The 17,762-nt window shown below is 64.0% G+C and carries 14 protein-coding genes; 5 read left to right on the forward strand and 9 right to left on the reverse strand.

The window, feature by feature from the left end:
• Positions 1-115 precede the first annotated feature (115 nt).
• On the forward strand, positions 116-2,314 hold the full coding sequence (gene katG / locus LB545_RS17485) for a catalase/peroxidase HPI (RefSeq protein WP_140524776.1): 2,199 nt from the start codon (positions 116-118) through the stop codon (positions 2,312-2,314).
• Between the two features lie 78 nt (positions 2,315-2,392).
• Here the strand turns inward: katG and LB545_RS17490 are convergent, their stop codons facing one another.
• Entirely contained in the window at positions 2,393-3,070 is a 678-nt protein-coding gene (locus LB545_RS17490) for an MIP family channel protein (protein ID WP_140498338.1), read from the reverse strand.
• 318 nt (positions 3,071-3,388) lie between these two features.
• Here LB545_RS17490 and LB545_RS17495 point away from each other — a divergent pair, with 318 nt between their 5' ends.
• The 4 genes from LB545_RS17495 (at position 3,389) to guaA (ending at position 7,685) form a co-directional block, all read left to right on the forward strand.
• The gene (locus LB545_RS17495) at positions 3,389-4,678 is read left to right on the forward strand and encodes an RsmB/NOP family class I SAM-dependent RNA methyltransferase (RefSeq protein WP_224705543.1); all 1,290 of its coding nucleotides are present in this window, start codon (positions 3,389-3,391) and stop codon (positions 4,676-4,678) included.
• 128 nt (positions 4,679-4,806) lie between these two features.
• Positions 4,807-5,265, forward strand: a complete 459-nt coding sequence (locus LB545_RS17500) for a PaaI family thioesterase (protein ID WP_027146613.1) — start codon at positions 4,807-4,809, stop codon at positions 5,263-5,265.
• Positions 5,266-5,399: 134 nt separating this feature from the next.
• Positions 5,400-6,068: a 5'-methylthioadenosine/S-adenosylhomocysteine nucleosidase gene (locus LB545_RS17505; RefSeq protein WP_224705545.1), complete on the forward strand. Its 669-nt coding sequence runs from the start codon at positions 5,400-5,402 to the stop codon at positions 6,066-6,068.
• A gap of 54 nt (positions 6,069-6,122) precedes the next feature.
• Positions 6,123-7,685: a glutamine-hydrolyzing GMP synthase gene (gene guaA, locus LB545_RS17510; RefSeq protein WP_140498335.1), complete on the forward strand. Its 1,563-nt coding sequence runs from the start codon at positions 6,123-6,125 to the stop codon at positions 7,683-7,685.
• 401 nt (positions 7,686-8,086) lie between these two features.
• On the opposite strand, the gene LB545_RS17515 is transcribed toward guaA, so the two are convergent.
• The 8 genes from LB545_RS17515 to LB545_RS17550 form a co-directional block, all read right to left on the reverse strand.
• A complete protein-coding gene (locus LB545_RS17515) occupies positions 8,087-8,839 on the reverse strand; it encodes a hydroxypyruvate isomerase family protein (protein WP_318012546.1) in 753 nt (250 codons plus the stop codon).
• Positions 8,839-9,492: a 3-oxo-tetronate 4-phosphate decarboxylase gene (gene otnC, locus LB545_RS17520; protein ID WP_224705547.1), complete on the reverse strand. Its 654-nt coding sequence runs from the start codon at positions 9,490-9,492 to the stop codon at positions 8,839-8,841. Before otnC ends, LB545_RS17515 begins: the two co-directional genes overlap by 1 nt.
• Complete coding sequence (gene otnK / locus LB545_RS17525; RefSeq protein WP_140560425.1) at positions 9,489-10,754, reverse strand: 3-oxo-tetronate kinase; 1,266 nt, start codon at positions 10,752-10,754, stop codon at positions 9,489-9,491. The genes otnC and otnK overlap by 4 nt, the downstream gene beginning before the upstream one ends.
• Positions 10,755-10,805: 51 nt before the next feature.
• Positions 10,806-11,792, reverse strand: coding sequence for a D-erythronate dehydrogenase (denD, locus tag LB545_RS17530; RefSeq protein ID WP_224705549.1), 987 nt, complete (start codon positions 11,790-11,792; stop codon positions 10,806-10,808).
• Between the two features lie 41 nt (positions 11,793-11,833).
• Complete coding sequence (locus LB545_RS17535) at positions 11,834-13,789, reverse strand: hypothetical protein (protein ID WP_224705550.1); 1,956 nt, start codon at positions 13,787-13,789, stop codon at positions 11,834-11,836.
• 15 nt (positions 13,790-13,804) lie between these two features.
• The gene (locus LB545_RS17540; protein ID WP_224619126.1) at positions 13,805-14,743 is read right to left on the reverse strand and encodes an ABC transporter permease; all 939 of its coding nucleotides are present in this window, start codon (positions 14,741-14,743) and stop codon (positions 13,805-13,807) included.
• Positions 14,744-14,766: 23 nt separating this feature from the next.
• The gene (locus LB545_RS17545) at positions 14,767-16,674 is read right to left on the reverse strand and encodes a sugar ABC transporter ATP-binding protein (RefSeq protein WP_140515078.1); all 1,908 of its coding nucleotides are present in this window, start codon (positions 16,672-16,674) and stop codon (positions 14,767-14,769) included.
• A gap of 80 nt (positions 16,675-16,754) precedes the next feature.
• Positions 16,755-17,738 carry a substrate-binding domain-containing protein gene (locus LB545_RS17550; RefSeq protein ID WP_140498327.1) on the reverse strand — a complete coding sequence of 328 codons (984 nt, stop codon included), beginning with the start codon at positions 17,736-17,738 and terminating at the stop codon, positions 16,755-16,757.
• Positions 17,739-17,762: the final 24 nt, after the last annotated feature.

The following is a 17,762-nucleotide window of genomic DNA, read 5'->3' on the forward strand; positions in this document are numbered from 1 at the left end:
TATTGAAAGGAACAGGAAAGGCAATTTGTTTTTATCGGCAGGCTGGCCTAGTCTGGAATCATTCCAGGATGGCGGCGCTGGCTGCCCGGAACCCTCGGCAAAATTGGAGTGCAAGATGGACGCGAAAACCGACGACAACAGCGCGGGCAAATGCCCTGTCGCGCATGGACCCGGTGCCAGGACCAACCGTGACTGGTGGCCCAACCAGCTGGACCTCGGCGTTCTCCACCAGCAGTCGAACCTCTCCGACCCGATGGGCGAGGACTTCGACTATGCCAAGGAGTTCGCGAGCCTCGATCTCGACGCGGTGATCAAGGACCTGCACCATGTCATGACGGATTCGCAGGATTGGTGGCCGGCCGACTTCGGCCATTACGGGCCGCTGTTCATCCGCATGGCCTGGCACAGCGCCGGCACCTACCGCATCGGTGACGGCCGCGGCGGCGCCGGCGCCGGCCAGCAGCGTTTCGCACCGCTCAACAGCTGGCCTGACAACGCCAATCTCGACAAGGCGCGCCGCCTGCTGTGGCCGGTCAAGCAGAAATATGGCCGCAAGATTTCCTGGGCCGACCTGCTGATCCTCACCGGCAATGTCGCCCTGGAATCGATGGGCTTCAAGACCTTCGGCTTCGCCGGCGGCCGCGCCGACGTCTGGGAACCCGAGCAGGACGTCGATTGGGGATCGGAAACCAAATGGCTCGACGACGAGCGCTACTCCGGCGACCGCGAGCTTCGCGGCCATCTCGGGGCCGTGCAGATGGGCCTGATCTACGTCAATCCGGAAGGCCCGAACGGCAAGCCCGATCCGCTTGCCTCGGCACGCGACATCAGGGAAACCTTCGGCCGCATGGCGATGAATGACGAGGAGACAGTGGCGCTGATCGCCGGCGGCCACACCTTCGGCAAAACCCACGGCGCCGGCGATGCCTCGCTGGTTGGCGCCGAGCCGGAAGGCGCCGGCATCGAGGCGCAGGGCCTCGGCTGGTCGAGCAAGCACGCGTCGGGCATTGCCGGCGATGCCATCACTTCGGGGCTCGAGGTCACCTGGACCACGACGCCGACCAAATGGAGCAACAACTTCTTCGACAACCTGTTCAACTACGAATGGGAATTGACGAAAAGCCCGGCCGGCGCCCATCAGTGGACGCCTAAGGGCGGCGCCGGTGCCGGCACGGTGCCGGACGCGCATAATCCCTCCAAGCGCCGCGCGCCGGCCATGCTGACCACCGACCTCGCGCTGCGGGTTGACCCGGCTTACGAGAAGATCTCGCGGCGGTTCCACCAGAATCCGGATCAGTTCGCCGACGCCTTCGCCCGCGCCTGGTTCAAGCTCACCCATCGCGATATGGGCCCGGTCGTTCGCTACCTTGGCCCGCTCGTGCCGAAGGAAGAGCTGATCTGGCAGGATCCCATCCCGGCCGTCGACCATGAACTGGTCAGCGAACAGGATATCGCATCGCTGAAGGCCAAGATCCTGGCCTCGGGCCTGTCGGTTTCCGAATTGGTCTCGACCGCCTGGGCTTCGGCCTCGACGTTCAGGGGTTCCGACAAGCGCGGCGGCGCCAACGGCGCCCGCATCCGGCTGGCGCCGCAGAAGGACTGGGACGTTAATCAACCTGCTGAATTGGCCAAGGTGCTTGCCACGCTCGAATCCATCCAGAAGGCGTTCAACGCGGCACAGACCGGCGGGAAAAAGATCTCGCTGGCCGATCTGATCGTGCTCGGCGGCGTCGCCGCGATCGAGAAGGCGGCGAAGGATGGTGGAAACGAGGTGAAGGTGCCGTTCACGCCGGGCCGCATGGATGCCTCGCAGGAACAGACCGACGTCGCCTCCTTTGCCGCGCTTGAGCCGAAAGTCGACGGCTTCCGCAACTATGTCCGGGGGCCGCAGCCGATGTCGATCGAGGCGATGCTGGTCGACCGGGCACAGTTGCTGACGCTGACCGCGCCGGAGATGACGGTGCTGGTCGGCGGCCTGCGGGTGCTCGGCGCCAATACCGGCAAGTCCAGGCACGGCGTGTTCACCGACAGGCCGGGCACGCTGACGAACGACTTCTTCGTCAACCTGCTCAGCATGAACACGGTCTGGGATCCGGCCGCCGGTTCGGATGAGATCTACGAAGCGCGCGACCGCAAGACCAAGGCGGTCAGGTGGACCGGTACCCGCGCCGACCTTATCTTCGGCTCGCATGCGCAGCTGCGTGCGCTGTCTGAGGTGTACGGGTCCGCGGATGCCGGGCAGAAATTCGCCAGGGATTTCGTCGCGGCGTGGACCAAGGTGATGAACGCCGACCGGTTCGACATCGCTGCCTGATCCGAGCAAGGACTTCTCGACCCAAGAAAAAGGCGCGGGGCTTGGCCCCGCGCCTTTTTCTTGTCCAGGCTTCCGAAGTCAGTCCTTTTCGAAGACGCGCGCCTTGGCGACGACGCCGGCAATGGCGCCGCCGATCAGCGGCGCGACGATGAACAGCCAGAGCTGGCTGATCGCGGCGCCGCCCGAGAACAGCGCCGGGCCAATGGAACGGGCCGGATTGACCGATGTGCCGGTCACCGGGATCATGGCGAAGTGGATGCCCGCCAGCGTCAGGCCAATGACCAGTCCGGCGAAGGCCGTCGCATGCCTTTCCGCGGTAACGCCGAGGATCACGGTGACGAAGGTGAAGGTGCCGATCAGCTCCCACAGGAACGCGGAAGAGACGCCCCATTTCGTCTCGTCCCAGCCATTGGCGCCGAAGCCGCCAGTGTGTCCCCCGGCCTGGCCGGAGACGATGATCCACAGCGCCAGCGATGCCAGGATGGCGCCGATGATCTGCGCGATCCAGTAGGGGATGACGTCCTTGGCCGGCAACCGGCCGGCAAGGAACACGCCGAGTGTCACAGCCGGGTTGAGATGCGCGCCCGAAATGGGGCCGATCGCGTAAGCGGCCGCGATAAGGCCGATGCCGAAGGCCAGCCCGATGCCTTCTTGTCCCAGCGGCAGCGCGCCGCCGAAGCCGCCCGTCACCACCGACGCGGTGCCGATGAACACCAACAGGAATGTGCCTAGAACTTCCGCCAGATAAGTCTTCATTGCCCTCTCCTCGTGACGATCCGCCGGTCAAACGCTTTCCGCGCCGCGAATCATGGTGGTAAGAGTATTCCCAACCAAAAAACTTGGAAAGCTGAGCTGTCGTATCCCTACCGTGCTTGCAGCCCCCAGTTAAGAACATTAGAGAGCTTGCATCTATTGACGAACTGCTGTTGACCGCACCGGAAGATTTACTGCTCGAGCGGTTTTCGCCGATCCCAACAGGCGGCCTGCCGTCGCGAGAGGGGGCGGGGTTCAATCTCACCGTGAAAGGCTCTAAGAGCAGACCGAAATGATGCGCTCGATTTGGTGGACTGAAGAATGCGACTAGGCGGACGGCTGGCTGCGGCCATCGAAGTGCTGGAAGACATTGGCCGGCGTCACCGGCCGGTGGCCGATGCGCTGAAGGACTGGGGCCTGTCGCACCGTTTCGCCGGCGGCGGCGATCGTGCGGCGATCGGCAACATCGTCTACGATGCGCTACGCCGCAAGCGCTCGGCAGGCTGGCTGCTGGGCGAGGACACGCCGCGCGCCATCGGCTTCGGCGCCCTGCTGCTCGAATGGGGCCAGACCGCGCGCTCGCTCAACGAAGCGCTCGACGGCGACAAGTTCGCGCCGCCGCTGCTGACGCCCGCGGAACTCCAGGCAACCGACGAGCGGCGGGTTGCCGACGCGCCGCCCGCGGTGCGCGCCGACATACCGGATTGGTGCGAGCCGCTTTTGCAACGCGCGTTCGGTGAGGCCTGGGTCGAGGAGGGCGCGGCGCTCGCCACCCGCCCGCCGCTCGACATCCGCGTCAACACTTTGCAGGCCGATCGGGCCAAAGTGCTGGCGGAACTTGCCGAAACCGGCGCCAAGCCAGCCCAAATCGCGCCCCAAGGCATTCGCATACCGCCGATCCACGGCGACGGCCGGCATCCCAACGTGCAGGCCGAGCCGGCTTTCCAGAAGGGCTGGTTCGAAGTCCAGGACGAGGGATCGCAAATCGCCGCCGCTCTTGCCGGCGCCGAGCCTGGAATGCAGGTGCTCGATTTCTGCGCCGGCGCCGGCGGCAAGACGCTGGCGCTGTCGGCGGCGATGGGCAATACGGGTCAGGTCTTCGCCCATGATGCTGAGAAGGCGCGGCTGGCGCCGATCTTCGACCGCATCCGCCGCTCGGAAAACCGCAACGTGCAGATCGTCACCAAGCCGGCGGAATTGTCGCCGCTCACTGGCCATGTGGACCTCGTCCTGGTCGACGCGCCTTGCACCGGCAGCGGCACCTGGCGGCGGCGCCCGGACGCCAAATGGCGGCTGACGCAAAGGCAGCTCGACGCCCGCAAGGGCGAGCAGATGGCGATCCTCGATACCGCAAGCAGCTTCGTCAAGCCGGGTGGCCTGCTGGTTTACGTCACCTGTTCGGTGTTCGACGAGGAGAATGGCGACCAGGTCGCAGCGTTTTGCCAGCGCAATGGCGGTTTTGCCCCGGTCGACCATCGCCGGCTCTGGGACAGCCGTTTTCCCGGCCATGAAACGGCGATGCGGCTCGGCGCGCTGGGCGGTATCTGCCTGTCGCCGGCGCTGAGCGGCACCGACGGTTTCTACATCTGCGCGCTGCGTAGGGCTTCCTGAATGGAGCGGAAGCGAAACTTGCGCTTCCGCTCTCGAGATCAAATTGCTGCAGTGCAGCATTGGATGATTGCTTGCCGCTCACGCCTCTGCAATAAGCTTTTCCGGCAAAGGTGAAAGCAGCGACGGCCATGGCAGCAAAGATCGTACCCGCTCCGGACTATGAGGACCGCGTCAGGGCGTCCTTCGCGCGCCAGCAGGCGATGGCGACCATCGGCGCCGAATTGACGCTGGTGACGCCCGGCATCATCGAAATCGAAATGCCCTATTCGGCCGCACTCACCCAGCAGCATGGTTTCCTGCATGCCGGCGTCATCTCGACCGCGCTGGACTCGGCTTGCGGCTATGCGGCCTTCTCGCTGATGCCGGAGAATTCCGGCGTGCTGACCATCGAGTTCAAGGTCAATCTGCTGGCGCCGGGCAGGGGCGAGCGCTTCCTGTTCCGCGGCTCGGTGACCAAGCCTGGCCGCACCATCATCGTCGCCGACGGCCAGGCCTATGCCTTCGCCGCCGACGGCGAAGCCAAGTTGATCGCCACCATGACCGGCACCATGATGACGATGGTGGGCCGCGACGGGATTGCTGGGTGAATGGCCGGTTCGCCGCAGGCGAATTCATCGTGCCAGTGGCACGATGAAAGGCCACGAACGCCGGGAGCTGCCGGAGGCAGCGGGTCCCGGCGAGCAGGTGGTGAAGACTGCAGGACAGGGAGGAGTAAATCATCATGACCGACAAAGTGTCGCGCCTGTCCGGCAAGAACGTCCTCTTCGTCATGGCGGTGCAGGCCGAATACGGGCCGCATCTACAGCGGCTGTTTACCCCGCTGATGACCGGTGTCGGCCCGATCGAGGCAGCCGTCCGGCTTGGCGCCGAATTGTCCTGGCTGAAGTCGCAAGATGCGCTGCCGGACCTCGTCGTGTCGCTCGGCTCCGCCGGCAGCCGGACCTTGGAGCAGACGGAGATTTACCAGGCCATCTCGGTCAGCTATCGCGACATCGACGCCTCGCCGCTCGGCTTCGAGAAAGGCGCGACGCCATTTCTCGATTTGCCGGTTACGGTGCCGCTGCCGTTGCGCATCCCGGGCATAAAGGAGGCGACGCTGTCGACGGGCGGCGCAATCATCACCGGCGCGGCCTTTGACGCCATCGCGGCCGACATGGTCGACATGGAGACCTTCGCCTGCCTGCGCGCCTGCCAACTGTTCGAGGTGCCCCTGATTGGGCTGCGCGGCATTTCCGACGGCGCGGCTGATCTCAGGCATGTCGGCGACTGGACCGAATATCTGCACGTCATCGACGAAAAGCTGGCGGATGCCGTCATGCGCCTCGAACAGGCGATCGGCTCGGGCTTGCTTCGGACGGCATCTCCCGGTGACGTGACGGGACCGGTCTGAAAGTCAGGTTCGCAACCCATTGCGTCGACTCGTTTCTTTCTCTAAACGCTCGCCATGAAAACAGCCAATCAACCCGACACCGTCCTGATTGTCGATTTCGGCAGCCAGTTCACCCAGCTCATTGCCCGCCGCATCCGCGAGGCCGGCGTGTTTTCCGAGATCGTGCCGTTCCAGTCGGCCGAGGCGGCATTCAAGCGCATCAATCCAAAAGCCGTGATCCTATCCGGCGGTCCGGCCTCGACCACGGATATCGGCAGTCCGCGGGCGCCGCAGATCGTCTTCGAGGCCGGCGTGCCGGTGCTCGGCATCTGCTATGGCCAGATGGCCATGTGCGTGCAGATGGGCGGCGTTGCCGAAAGCTCCAATCATCGCGAATTCGGCCGCGCCTTCGTCGAGATCGAGAAGGAAAGTCCGCTGTTCGAGGGCCTCTGGGCAATCGGCCAGCGTCACCAGGTGTGGATGAGCCATGGCGACCGCGTCATCTCCTTGCCCAAGGGGTTCGAGGTGTTCGGCAAGTCGGAAGGCTCGCCCTTCGCCATCTTCGGCAATGTCGAGCGCAAGATGTATGGCATCATGTTCCATCCGGAAGTGGTGCATACGCCCGACGGCGCCCGGCTGCTCAGGAATTTCGTCCACAACATCGCCGGCATCGAGGGCGACTGGACGATGCGCGCCTACCGCGAGCACGCGGTCGAGGCGATCCGCAAGCAGGTCGGCAAGGGCAAGGTCATCTGCGCGCTCTCGGGCGGGGTCGACTCCTCGGTCGCCGCGCTGCTCATCCACGAGGCCGTCGGTGACCAACTCACTTGCATCCTCGTCGACCATGGCCTGATGCGTAAAGACGAGGCCGCCGGCGTCGTTTCGATGTTCCGTGAACATTACAATTTGCCGCTCATTCTGGTGAACGCGTCGGATCGCTTCATCGGTGCGCTCGAAGGCGAGGCGGATCCCGAGAAGAAACGCAAGACCATTGGCCGGCTCTTCATCGAGGTGTTCGAGGAAGAGGCCAAGAAACTCGGTGGCGCCGATTTCCTGGCGCAAGGCACGCTCTATCCCGACGTCATCGAAAGCGTCTCCTTCACCGGTGGCCCGTCGGTGACGATCAAGTCGCACCACAATGTCGGCGGCCTGCCCGAGCGCATGAACATGAAGCTGGTCGAGCCGCTGCGCGAACTGTTCAAGGACGAGGTCCGCGCACTCGGCAAGGAACTCGGCCTGCCCGAGAGTTTCATCGGCCGCCACCCGTTCCCGGGCCCGGGTCTTGCCATACGCTGCCCCGGCGGCATCACGCGCGAGAAGCTGGAGATCCTGCGCGAAGCCGACGCCATCTATCTCGACGAGATCCGCAAGGCCGGCCTCTATGACGCCATCTGGCAGGCCTTCGCCGTGCTCTTGCCGGTGCAGACGGTCGGCGTCATGGGCGACGGCCGCACCTACGAATTCGTCTGCGCGCTGCGCGCCGTCACCTCGGTCGACGGCATGACGGCAGATTTCTATCACTACGACATGGCCTTCCTGGGCGCCGCCGCCACCCGCATCATCAACGAGGTCCGCGGCATCAACCGCGTGGTCTATGATGTGACGTCGAAGCCGCCGGGAACAATTGAGTGGGAGTGATTCAGGCCCACTCAAACGCCGCCGAAAACACGCCAATCCGCGACGTAACTGTCTGATAACAAATATAAATCCTATCTGGGACAATCAGCCACAATCGGTGCGCAGAGAAGATCGCCAACCCCGGCTGATGACGCGAACGACGTCTTTGCGCCGTATATCAGTCCAACAGACTTGCACTGCAAACTTCTGAAAGGGGACATTTGTCCCTGATCGCAGCATAGCAGCATATGACCCTGGCAGTTGCATTGGCCCCTCGAACGCAAGGTCGGCTTTCTAGCCTAGGTCATCCCGAACGCGGCAGATCCGCTATCGATCGGGTATTCTCGCGTCTCCTGTCTGGCGTGGATATCGGCTCCGCCGGGGCCGAAAGCGTGCCGCGCCAAGCACGCGCACTCAGGCCTCTAGTGGTCAAAACGCTTCATCCATCCGAACGAGTCGGTAGTGGGGCGATATTCGGCGCCGAATGCGCCATCATAGCCGGCGTCCGCGATTGCGCGCAGGAGCCAGCCATAGTCCACCTCGCCGTGATCGGGCTCGCTACGATCCGGTACGGCGGCGAATTGGATATGGCCGATCTTGTCGGAAAATTGCCTTACCGAGTTAAGCAAATCGCCTTGAATGATCTGCATGTGATAGCAGTCGAACATTACCTTTACCGCACCTTCTGTCGCATCGATCACACGCAGTGCGGTGGAAAGGTCGGAGAGGAGATAGCCCGGCGCATCGCGCGGGTTCAGAGGCTCGATCAATATGCCGATGTGGTGCCGTGCCGCCGCCTTCGAAGCGTACCGCAAATTGCCGGTGAACGTCGCGAAGGCTTCGTCACCGATTGCCTTTCCTGCCATCACATGGATGTTGCGACAGCCTGTTACGGCTGCCCATTCAATCGCCTGGTCGATCGCCGCGCGCGCTTCCGTTTCACGGCCCGGCAGCGCGGAGAGGCCGAAATCGCCCGCCCCGACATCCCCCCGGGCCGTGTTGATGCCAAGCAGCGGAAGACCGGTTTCGGCGAGCAGCGCCGCGACCACCGATGCGTCGGTATCGTACGGCCAATGCATCTCGACCGCCGCGAAACCGCGCCGCTTGGCCGCGCGGATCGCATCCGGAAGCGCTAGGTTACGAAAGAGAAATCCCAGATTGGCCGAAAGTTGCATCAGTCGTCCCACTCCACGTCAAAGTGTTCCACCAACTCGCGAATTTGCGGAGCCGCGAGGATCTTGGGCCGCAAGCCCTGGGTGAGAAGCGTGAGCTTGGCCGTTTCCTCAAGTTCCTCCATCGCGTAGGCGGCGGCTTCGAGATCCTTGCCGGCGACGACGGGTCCGTGGTGGGCCAGCAATACGGCCGACCGTTTCCCGGCGAGTCCGCGCATGGCGTCTCCCATCGCCGGGTCGCCGGGCCGGATGTAGGGCAGCAGTTTCACCTTTCCCAGCCGCATGATCGAATAGGCCGTCAGCGGCTTGAAGACGCTGTCGGGATCGATGTCGGGCAGAAGCGAAACCGCGACGGAATGGGTCGAATGAAGATGGACGACCGCTCCGGTGCGCGCGCCGCGTGTCTCGTAGAACGCCTGATGCAGCGGCATCTCCTTCGTCGGCTTGTCGCCGTCCAGGAACCGTCCCTCGGCGTCGAAGAGCGACAGGCGGGCGGGGTCGAGCGCGCCAAAGGACGATCCTGTCGGCGTGACGAGCAGCCGACCGTCGCCGAGGCGGGCGGAGATGTTCCCCGAGCTTCCCGCAGTGAGGCCCCGCGCGAACATGGACGCAGCGATGCTGCACATCTGATCCCTGAGTCTTGTTTCATCGCTCATCGTAGAACGCCTCCCGTAAGGACGTCGGCTGCCTTTTCGAAGAACCCGGCCGAGCCGAAATTGCCCGATTTAAGGGCGAGCACCATATCCGGGTCACGGGCCTTCAACGCCGGAACACCGGGGTCGATCTCGGGTCCGATCTCGAATGACGAAATGTTGAGCGCCGATACGACGGCCCCCGATGTCTCGCCGCCCGCCGTAACCAGCCGGCGTACGCCACGCGCCGAAAGCTGACGCGCCAGTTCGCCGAAAAAACCTTCAACCGCCGTCGCGACGCGCTCCTTCCCGTAGCGGTTCTGTGCGGCGGCGACGGCTTCGGGCTCGGCCGACGAGAACACCAGTGGCAAGCCGTGGTGCTGGCGGTCGATCGCCCACTCGGCATATTCAACAGGATTGGCCGTGCCGTCCACGACTGCATCCACCTCCACAACGCGCGTCGGATGGCTTTTCCGGTGCTCGGCAATCTGGCGCCGGCTCATGGTCGAGCACGAACCGCAAAGCGCGGCCGCCGGCCCCTGTATTCCCATCCAATGCGTGGCCGCCGTGCCGATCAACCCGGCCCGACGAAAGTTGGCCGGAAGTCCAAGGGCGATTCCCGAACCGCCGCTGAGCAGGATATCCGCTTCGGCAGCCTCGCCAATGGCGACAAGATCCTTGTCCAGAATGGCATCGACCACGACGTAGCGAGAGCCGCTGGCAGATGCCGCCTCCAGAGCATCCCTGATCGGGAGGGGGCCTCCCGCTACGACATCGTAGGGGACATGGCCGATCCCGCGCGCGGTCTGTCGCGCAAGCCAACGCCGCAGATCGGGATCCGTCATCGGCGTAAGCGGATGTTTCTCCATGCCGGATTCACTCAACAGCCGATCGTTGACGAAAAGATGCCCCTGGTAGATCGACCGGCCGGTTGCGGGAAACGCCGGACAGACGATCGCGCGTGCCGCTCCCAACGCGTCGCCAAGAGCGTCCAGCACGGGACCGATATTGCCTTCGGGCGTCGAGTCGAATGTCGAGCAGTACTTGAACAGATATTGGCGGCAGCCTTGGCGTCGAAGCCACTCCAACGCCGCGAGCGACTGCTTCACCGCCTCCGAGGCGGATATCGTTCTGGTCTTCAGGGCAACGACGCCCGCGTCAACCGAGCGGTCGGAGGCGGTGTTGGGAACGCCGTTGTACTGGACCGTGCGCATGCCCCCCTTGGCAAGCGTGTTGGCCAGGTCGGAAGACCCGGTGAAATCATCGCCTATGCAACCGAGAAGCATCGGAATTTCCCACATTCAACTTTCACGAAATGCCCGCGATCGTGCGCTGCCTCAAGGGGTGGTTCGAGGGGCGTCGTCCGCCAGGTAAACCGCGATCAGTTCGTCGACCGTGCTTTCGGCCACAAAGCCCAGACTGGTGGCCAGCCTGGGCGTGAAGGATTTCGGCCAGCCGGCAATGATTGCCTCGATCGCCTCGTCCGGCGTGCGGTCTATCAACGCCTCGGCTTCGGCCCCTGCCACGCGGCGGAGCGCGGCAATCTGGTCGGAGACCGTGGCCGCGACACCCGGCATGTTCAGCGTGCGCCGGGCACCCAGCGCGGATGTATCGAGCATCGCGGCATGGATGAGGAAGGCTACCGCCGAGCGCGGGCTCGCCAGCCAATGCTTGACGGTCTCCTTCACCGGCAGCACGGAGCGCTGCCCGGCGAGTGGCTCGCGCAGGATGCCGGAGAAGAAGCCCGAGGCTGCCGCGTTGGGAATGCCGGGCCGAATGACGATCGTCGGCAGGCGTATCCCGACGCCGTCGAGGAAGCCGCGGCGCGAGTAGTCGGCCAGCAACAGCTCGGATATCGCCTTCTGGGTGCCGTAGCTGGTCAGCGGGGCAAGGATGTAGTCGTCGGGAATAGGATCGGGCAGAGGCGCGCCATAGACAGCAACCGAGGAGGTGAACACCAGCCTGGGGATATATTTCCGCCGGGTTCCTTCCAGCCGGATCGCCTCGAAAAGAGCGCGCGTGCCGTCCATATTGATGCGATAGCCCTTCTCGAAATCGCGTTCCGCTTCGCCGGACACGATGGCAGCGAGATGGAAGATCACATCCGCGCGGCGCGCGGCCAGATCCTGCGCTGTGCCGGGAGCGGAAATATCGGCGGCAATGGCTTCGACAAAACCTATGTCACCGGTTGGCACCGGCGGCTTCGTCACGTCCGCCAGCATCATCCGGTCGATCTTTCGATCTCCAAGCGATGCTGTCCGCGAAAGCTCGGCCGCGAGTTTGCGGCCGATCATTCCACCAGCGCCAATGATGAGTATATGCATGGATGCTCCGTTCTCTTCCGGGACTGGTTTGTGATGCCGCTTCAGACCTGCCTGAGCGCGCGCACGACTGCGTAGGCTTCGAGCGACAGGGTTTGCGTTCCGTCATGCGTCAGCCGATCGAGCAGATCCGGTTGGCGCGATGCCGCGACGAAAGATGAGGCGTCAAGAATTGCAGCGCGCGCGAAGCCTTCGGGGAGGCGCACCTCCAGCGCGTTGGGCGAGGGGTTGCATAACCACAGCTCGGTGCCTTTTTCGGTAACCGCCGCGATCCCTCGCACTGCGCCAGGGACCGACGATCGCGGCGGACGGAGCGGGCAGCCTTTGAGCTTCGCCAGGCCTCGCACGATGTGCCAGACAGGATAGAGCTCGCCCTTGCCTTCGAACCAGGGCTGCGGAAACGACGTCGGCACGGAGAGGACGCCGAACGGGCCGACCGCGGCGCCGAGCGCGATGGCCGCCGCGCCGCCTTCCGCGAAGGCGGCGAAGTAGCCCAGGTTCCAGGCCGCTCCCATGACGCCCCGCTGGCGCGGATCATTGAAATTGACCGCCTGCCGGATGTTGGCGGGATTGGCGACCGGCGCTTCACCATAGGGATTGTCGCGCAACCCGATTGCGGACGGCCCAACGGAATATGGGCGGCCCTTGGCGATCGCCGGCACGGTCCTGGCAATATGCGGCAGGCATTCCAGCGTCTCCATCAAGGAGCGGTCGTCACCAGCATGAAAGATCGCCGCCGTCGTGAATGTCACGAGGTCTATCGCCTCGGCCGGGGGACGTTTGCGGTTGAGCTCGGTGAAGAAGCTGAACATGCCTCCGCCGATGCGAGATGCGGGGAAGGCCGCGCGCGCGGCCGCATAGAGCTTCGCCGCATCCGGCGCTGGCGGCCAGATGCTGCCGGGCAGCGTGCATTTGAGATCGGGTGCGGGCGACACCAGAACCGTCGTGAAGCGATGATCGAGTCTCGCGGCCATTTTGCCCAGGGAGTCGATTTCCGCCGCGGCGCCAGCATCGTCGACGTGCTCGACCACGGCTTCGAGCCAGGGTTGAGCGCCCATTGCGACGGCGACCTCGACTTGCCTCGCCAGCGTTTCGGCATCATGGCCGCGCCGCGGATCGTGATGGCAGATAACATGGGCAACGCCGAGCTGGTGCAGCGTGTCGAGATGCCGCAATGCGGCCGAAGCATCCTCGGGCTGGAGCCCGATGCCGAGAGGGGGCATTGCGCCCTCCGCCTCGCCAAGCGTCAGGGCGGCGACGCCTCCCGCCTGACGCAACGGACCCTTGGGAGAGCCCTTGACGGTCAGGGTGATCTTCTGTTCGACGACCTCGCCGGGCTCGATCCTGTATGGCCAGGGCAGAGCGAGGGGACGAACATAGGTCTTGTAGGAGGCGTCGGTCCAGTTCCGCTGGTCCTCCATCTCGAACGCGTCGCCCTCCATAAGGCAGCTGACCTCCAGCCCGCCGGGAGTACGGTGCGAGATTTCACGCAGATCCATCATCGGCTGCACCGGATCGATCTCCACAGGAAACCGTGTCTCGACCCTCTCGCCGCTTATGTGCGTGATCGTGGCGGCCGCGCCGCTTATGCCCTCTATGGGATGCAGGACGACAAAGCCGGTCCGGTTCGTGAGAAGCCCGGTCGGCGTGGTTCCGCGAGCCGAATAGGTCAGAACGCCTGCCGCGGTACCAGCGATGCCCACGTCATAGCCGAAGGTCTCGCCTTTGCTGGCAACGCTTGCGCGATAGGCCACACGAAAGCGATCGTCGTCCTTTTCGACGACCAGGTCGGTGATCTTCGGAATGAGCGTCGCCCAGTCCTTGTCGCGGACCACGAACGAGATTGCGCGGATCACCTCTTCGCCATGCATGCGGCAGTCGCGCAGGTTCGCGCCGTCGAAAAGCACGCTGAGGGGCCCGGCGCTCAGTAGCCGCTCCTCTGCCGGTAGTTCTTCGGTGCCGTAGAGGCGGACGGCGCGGGAAGGATCGGACTGTGTCATAGGATTCTCCCGGTCTCAAACGCGGCGCGATTTCCAGGTGATGAGGCGCTCGGCCAGCAAGGCGAGGATGATGATGGCGCCGATGGCGGTCCCCTGCCAGAACGGCGAGACGCCGAGCAGGTTGAGGCCATTGCGGATCATCACCATGATCAGAACCCCCATCAGCGTGCCGAATATCGTGCCTCGTCCGCCGTAGAGGCTCGCGCCACCGATGACCACGGCCGCGATGGCGTCGAGTTCAAGCTGGTTCCCCCCGATCGGGTCAGCCGACATGATCTGCGCCAGCGAAAAGGTCATCGCCGTCGCCGAAAGGGCACCGGACGCCACGTAGGGAAAGATCGAGTAGAAGAGGGTGTTGAGGCCGGCCGCCCGGGCGGCTTCGATGTTCGAGCCGACCGCGTAGATGGTTCGCCCGCCCTTGGAATATGTCAGCCACGCCCAGGTGGCGAGGTAGAGCGCGATGAGGAAGATGACGTTGGCGGGGATGCCCAGCAGGTTCGTGTAGACGATATTCTGCAGCCCCATGGGCAGTCCCGAAATCGAGCGCTGTCCCGACACGATGTAGGCGAGACTGCGCCCCATCGCCATGACCCCGAGCGTCACCACGAAGGGCGCCAGGCCGAACACTGCGATGAGAACGCCGGAGAAAAGCCCGATCAGGGCGCCGCAACCTATGGCGAGCGCGATCGCCACCGGAATGGGGAATTCCTTCAGGAGTAGGGCGAGGATGATGCCGGTCACGCCCGCGACCGACCCGACGGAAAGGTCGATGCCGCCAGTCAGGATCACCAGGGTCATGCCGACGGCAACTATGCCAAGCACCACCGATTGGTCGAGTATGTTGAACATGTTCCGCTCGGTGAAGAAGTGCGGCGAGATGAACGACAGGATCACCGCAAGCACCATGGCGAGGCAGAGCATCCGGAACTCAAGCGTGCTGGCGAATCTGGGCATCGCAAAGGATCGTGTGGGCGCGTTCATGCGTCGATCTTTTCGTCTTGAGGTGTATCGAACAGGCCGGCGATCCGGGCCGACAGGGCCCCGGCGTCCGGCAGCCTGGAGCCGGCCGGCAGGCTGAGCCCGATCCATCCCAGATCGTGCCCTCGGCGATTGGACAGTGGTGCAAGCAAGGTAGAGCGGCCGTCATTCTCGGTCACGATGCCGGGTTGACGCCTTCCAAGCGCGAGGGGGATTGCCGTCTCCTGCGCAAGATAGACATGCCCGGCCGCGAGTCCCATCGTTGCACCCGGCGTACCCTCGGCGAGCGCGAGGCAGACGAACCGGTCGTCGTCGATCAATCCCCAAAATGCCGTGCCGCCATGGCCGGCGACAAGATCGCGCAGGAATGCCGTGTTGCGCTCGGCTGAGCTTCGGGGCGCGGCGAGCAGCGTCAGGCTCTCTTCGCTCAGTCGCGAGGCGGGCAGGTCGGCGATGGTATAGCCGTCACTCACCACGACGACCCGCTCGCAGATCCCCAGTAATTCCTGGAAATCCGAGGAGATCACGACTACGGCTATCCCCCTTTCGGCCACCTCGCGCAGCAGTTCGTAGATTGCCTGGCGTGTCCCTATGTCGACGCCTTTCGTAGGCTCGTCGAGGATGAGCACTTCGGGCTCGATCAGCAGCCAGCGCGCGATAATGATCTTCTGCTGCATGCCGCCGGAGAAGTGCAGAAGGTTTGCATCCATGCGGTCGGTCGGAAGGTCGAGACGCGAAATCAGCTCGCTGGCCTGCTTGCGGCGCGCCGAATGGCCTCGCCCGAAACCCCTGTGCTTGCCCATCTGGGCGAGGAAGAGATTTTCGCCGACCGTCATGTCGGGCACGATGTTCTGGGCCCGCCGGTCCTCGGCGACCATTCCGAGACCGGCGCGGATTGCCGCGATAGGGCTGTTGGGGGCAATCTCCTTGCCGCCGACAAGGACGCGCCCGCGGCTGCGGTGGCGCAGTCCGAATATCGCTTCGGCGCTCTCCGAGCGTCCAGCTCCGACAAGCCCGCCGAGGCCGAGAATTTCACCCCTGCGCACCGTGAACGAGACGTCACGCACGAAAGGCGGGGCTTTGAGCCCAATTACCTCCAGAGCCACCGGCTGCTCGTTAGTGGTCACTCGCGAGACGGCCTTTCGATACACATTTCCGATGTCGCGTCCCACCATGTGGCGGATGACGTCGGCCTGCGTGAGCCCCGCCGTAGGCACGCTTTCGGCCACGGTCTTGCCCTCGCGCAGGATTGTGACGCGATCGGTGACTGCGAAGACCTCCTCAAGCCGATGCGACACGAAGGCGAGTGCCTTCCCGCTGTTTTTCAGCCGTCCCATAATCTCGAACAGCCGGTCAACCTCGATCGGCGAGAGGGAGGCCGTCGGCTCGTCGAAGATGACAAGATCGGCGTTGAGGGCCAGCGCCTTGGCTATTTCGACGAGTTGGCGTTGCGCTGCCGAGAGCCGGCGCACCTCGATGTCGAGTGGCAGTACGTGGTCGTGGCCAAGTTCCGACAGGATGGTCTGCGCCCTGTGTCGCAACTGGCTGAAAGACAGACGGCCCGGCATCGCGTAGCTGGGTAGGAAGATATTCTCCAGCACGCTCATGTCGGGCGCCAGACTGGTTTCCTGTGCCACGAGGGCAATGCCGGAACGCAGCGCGTCGCGCGCGGATCCGACGGTCAAGGGAGCACCCTTGAAGAGTATCTCGCCCGATGAAGGCGGCAGGTGTCCGCAAACGATCCGTGACAGCGTCGATTTTCCCGCGCCGTTCGCGCCCAGCAATCCGCAGATCTCGTACCGGCAGAGCGCTATCGACGCGTTGCTGAGCGCGTAGGCGTTCCCAAACAGGCGGGTGACGCCACGAGCCACGAGAAGCGGCTCGGGAATCTTGCTGCTGTCTACCATCCGAGGACACACTCCAAGTGGTACGAATAAAGCGTCCGGGGGAGGGTGCCCCCGGACGGCCTATGTCGGCCAGGCCCCGATTACATCTCGTTGGCGAAGACCGTTTCCTTGATGGTTGGAAGCTCCTGCTCGATGTTCTTGCTGGTCACGATCTTGATCGGCACGAGGATTTTCTTTTCGGGAGTCTTGCCGCCGAGATGGTCGACCATCGCGCGTCCCGATTCCTGGCCCATCAGATACGGCTGCTGCATGCCCGAAACGACCAGTTCGCCCGACTGCAGCAACGGCACGAATTCCGGCACGCCGTCGAAACCGGCGACCAGCACGTCGCCGGTGAGGCGGGCCGCCTTGATTGCCTGCAAGGCGCCCAGCGTCGGGCCGTCGGTCTGGACGAAGAGGCCCTTCATGTCCGGATTCGCGGTCGTCATATCCTGCGTGAACTTGAAGGTTTCGTCCGCGGTGTAGGTCTGCATCTGCTGCAGCCCGGCTTCCTTGGTGATGCCAGCCTCTGTCATCGCGTCCTTGAAGCCCTTGGTGCGGGCCTGGCCGTTGAGGCGGGCCTGGCTGATGCCGACAATGCCCACGCTGCCGTCCTGCTTGCCGGCGGCCTTCATTGCCTCGGCCAGCGCTTTGCCGACGCCGTTCGCGCCCTGATAATTGTCAGAGATGATGAAGGACACATAGTCGCCGCTGTCCGTGCCGATGTCGGCGATGACCACGGGAATGTTTGCCTGCTTGGCGAGATCGAGCACGGCCGGCGCGGTTGAACTGTCTGTCGGAGAGATGATGATCCCGGCGACGCCGCGGGCGATCGCGTCCTTGGCATTTTTAAGCTGGGTCTGGGCATTGTTGCCCGAATCCAGCGCCTGATAGGTGTAGCCTCCCTTGGTTGCGACATTCTCGATGCCCTTGGAGAGGTATCGCCAGAAGGCAAGATCAAGGCCTGGAGTCAGATAGACCAACTCCTTGGATTCGGCGAGAGCGGCGGTCGCCGTCCCGGCAATGCCGGTCAGCGCGACAACGCCCGCGAGGGCTGCGGTGGCAAAAAGGCGTCTTGTCAGCATGGGAACTCCTCCTGTTGTGCTGCA

Origin of the sequence: Mesorhizobium sp. BR1-1-6 (assembly GCF_020165355.1) — a bacterium.
Classification (GTDB): domain Bacteria; phylum Pseudomonadota; class Alphaproteobacteria; order Rhizobiales; family Rhizobiaceae; genus Mesorhizobium.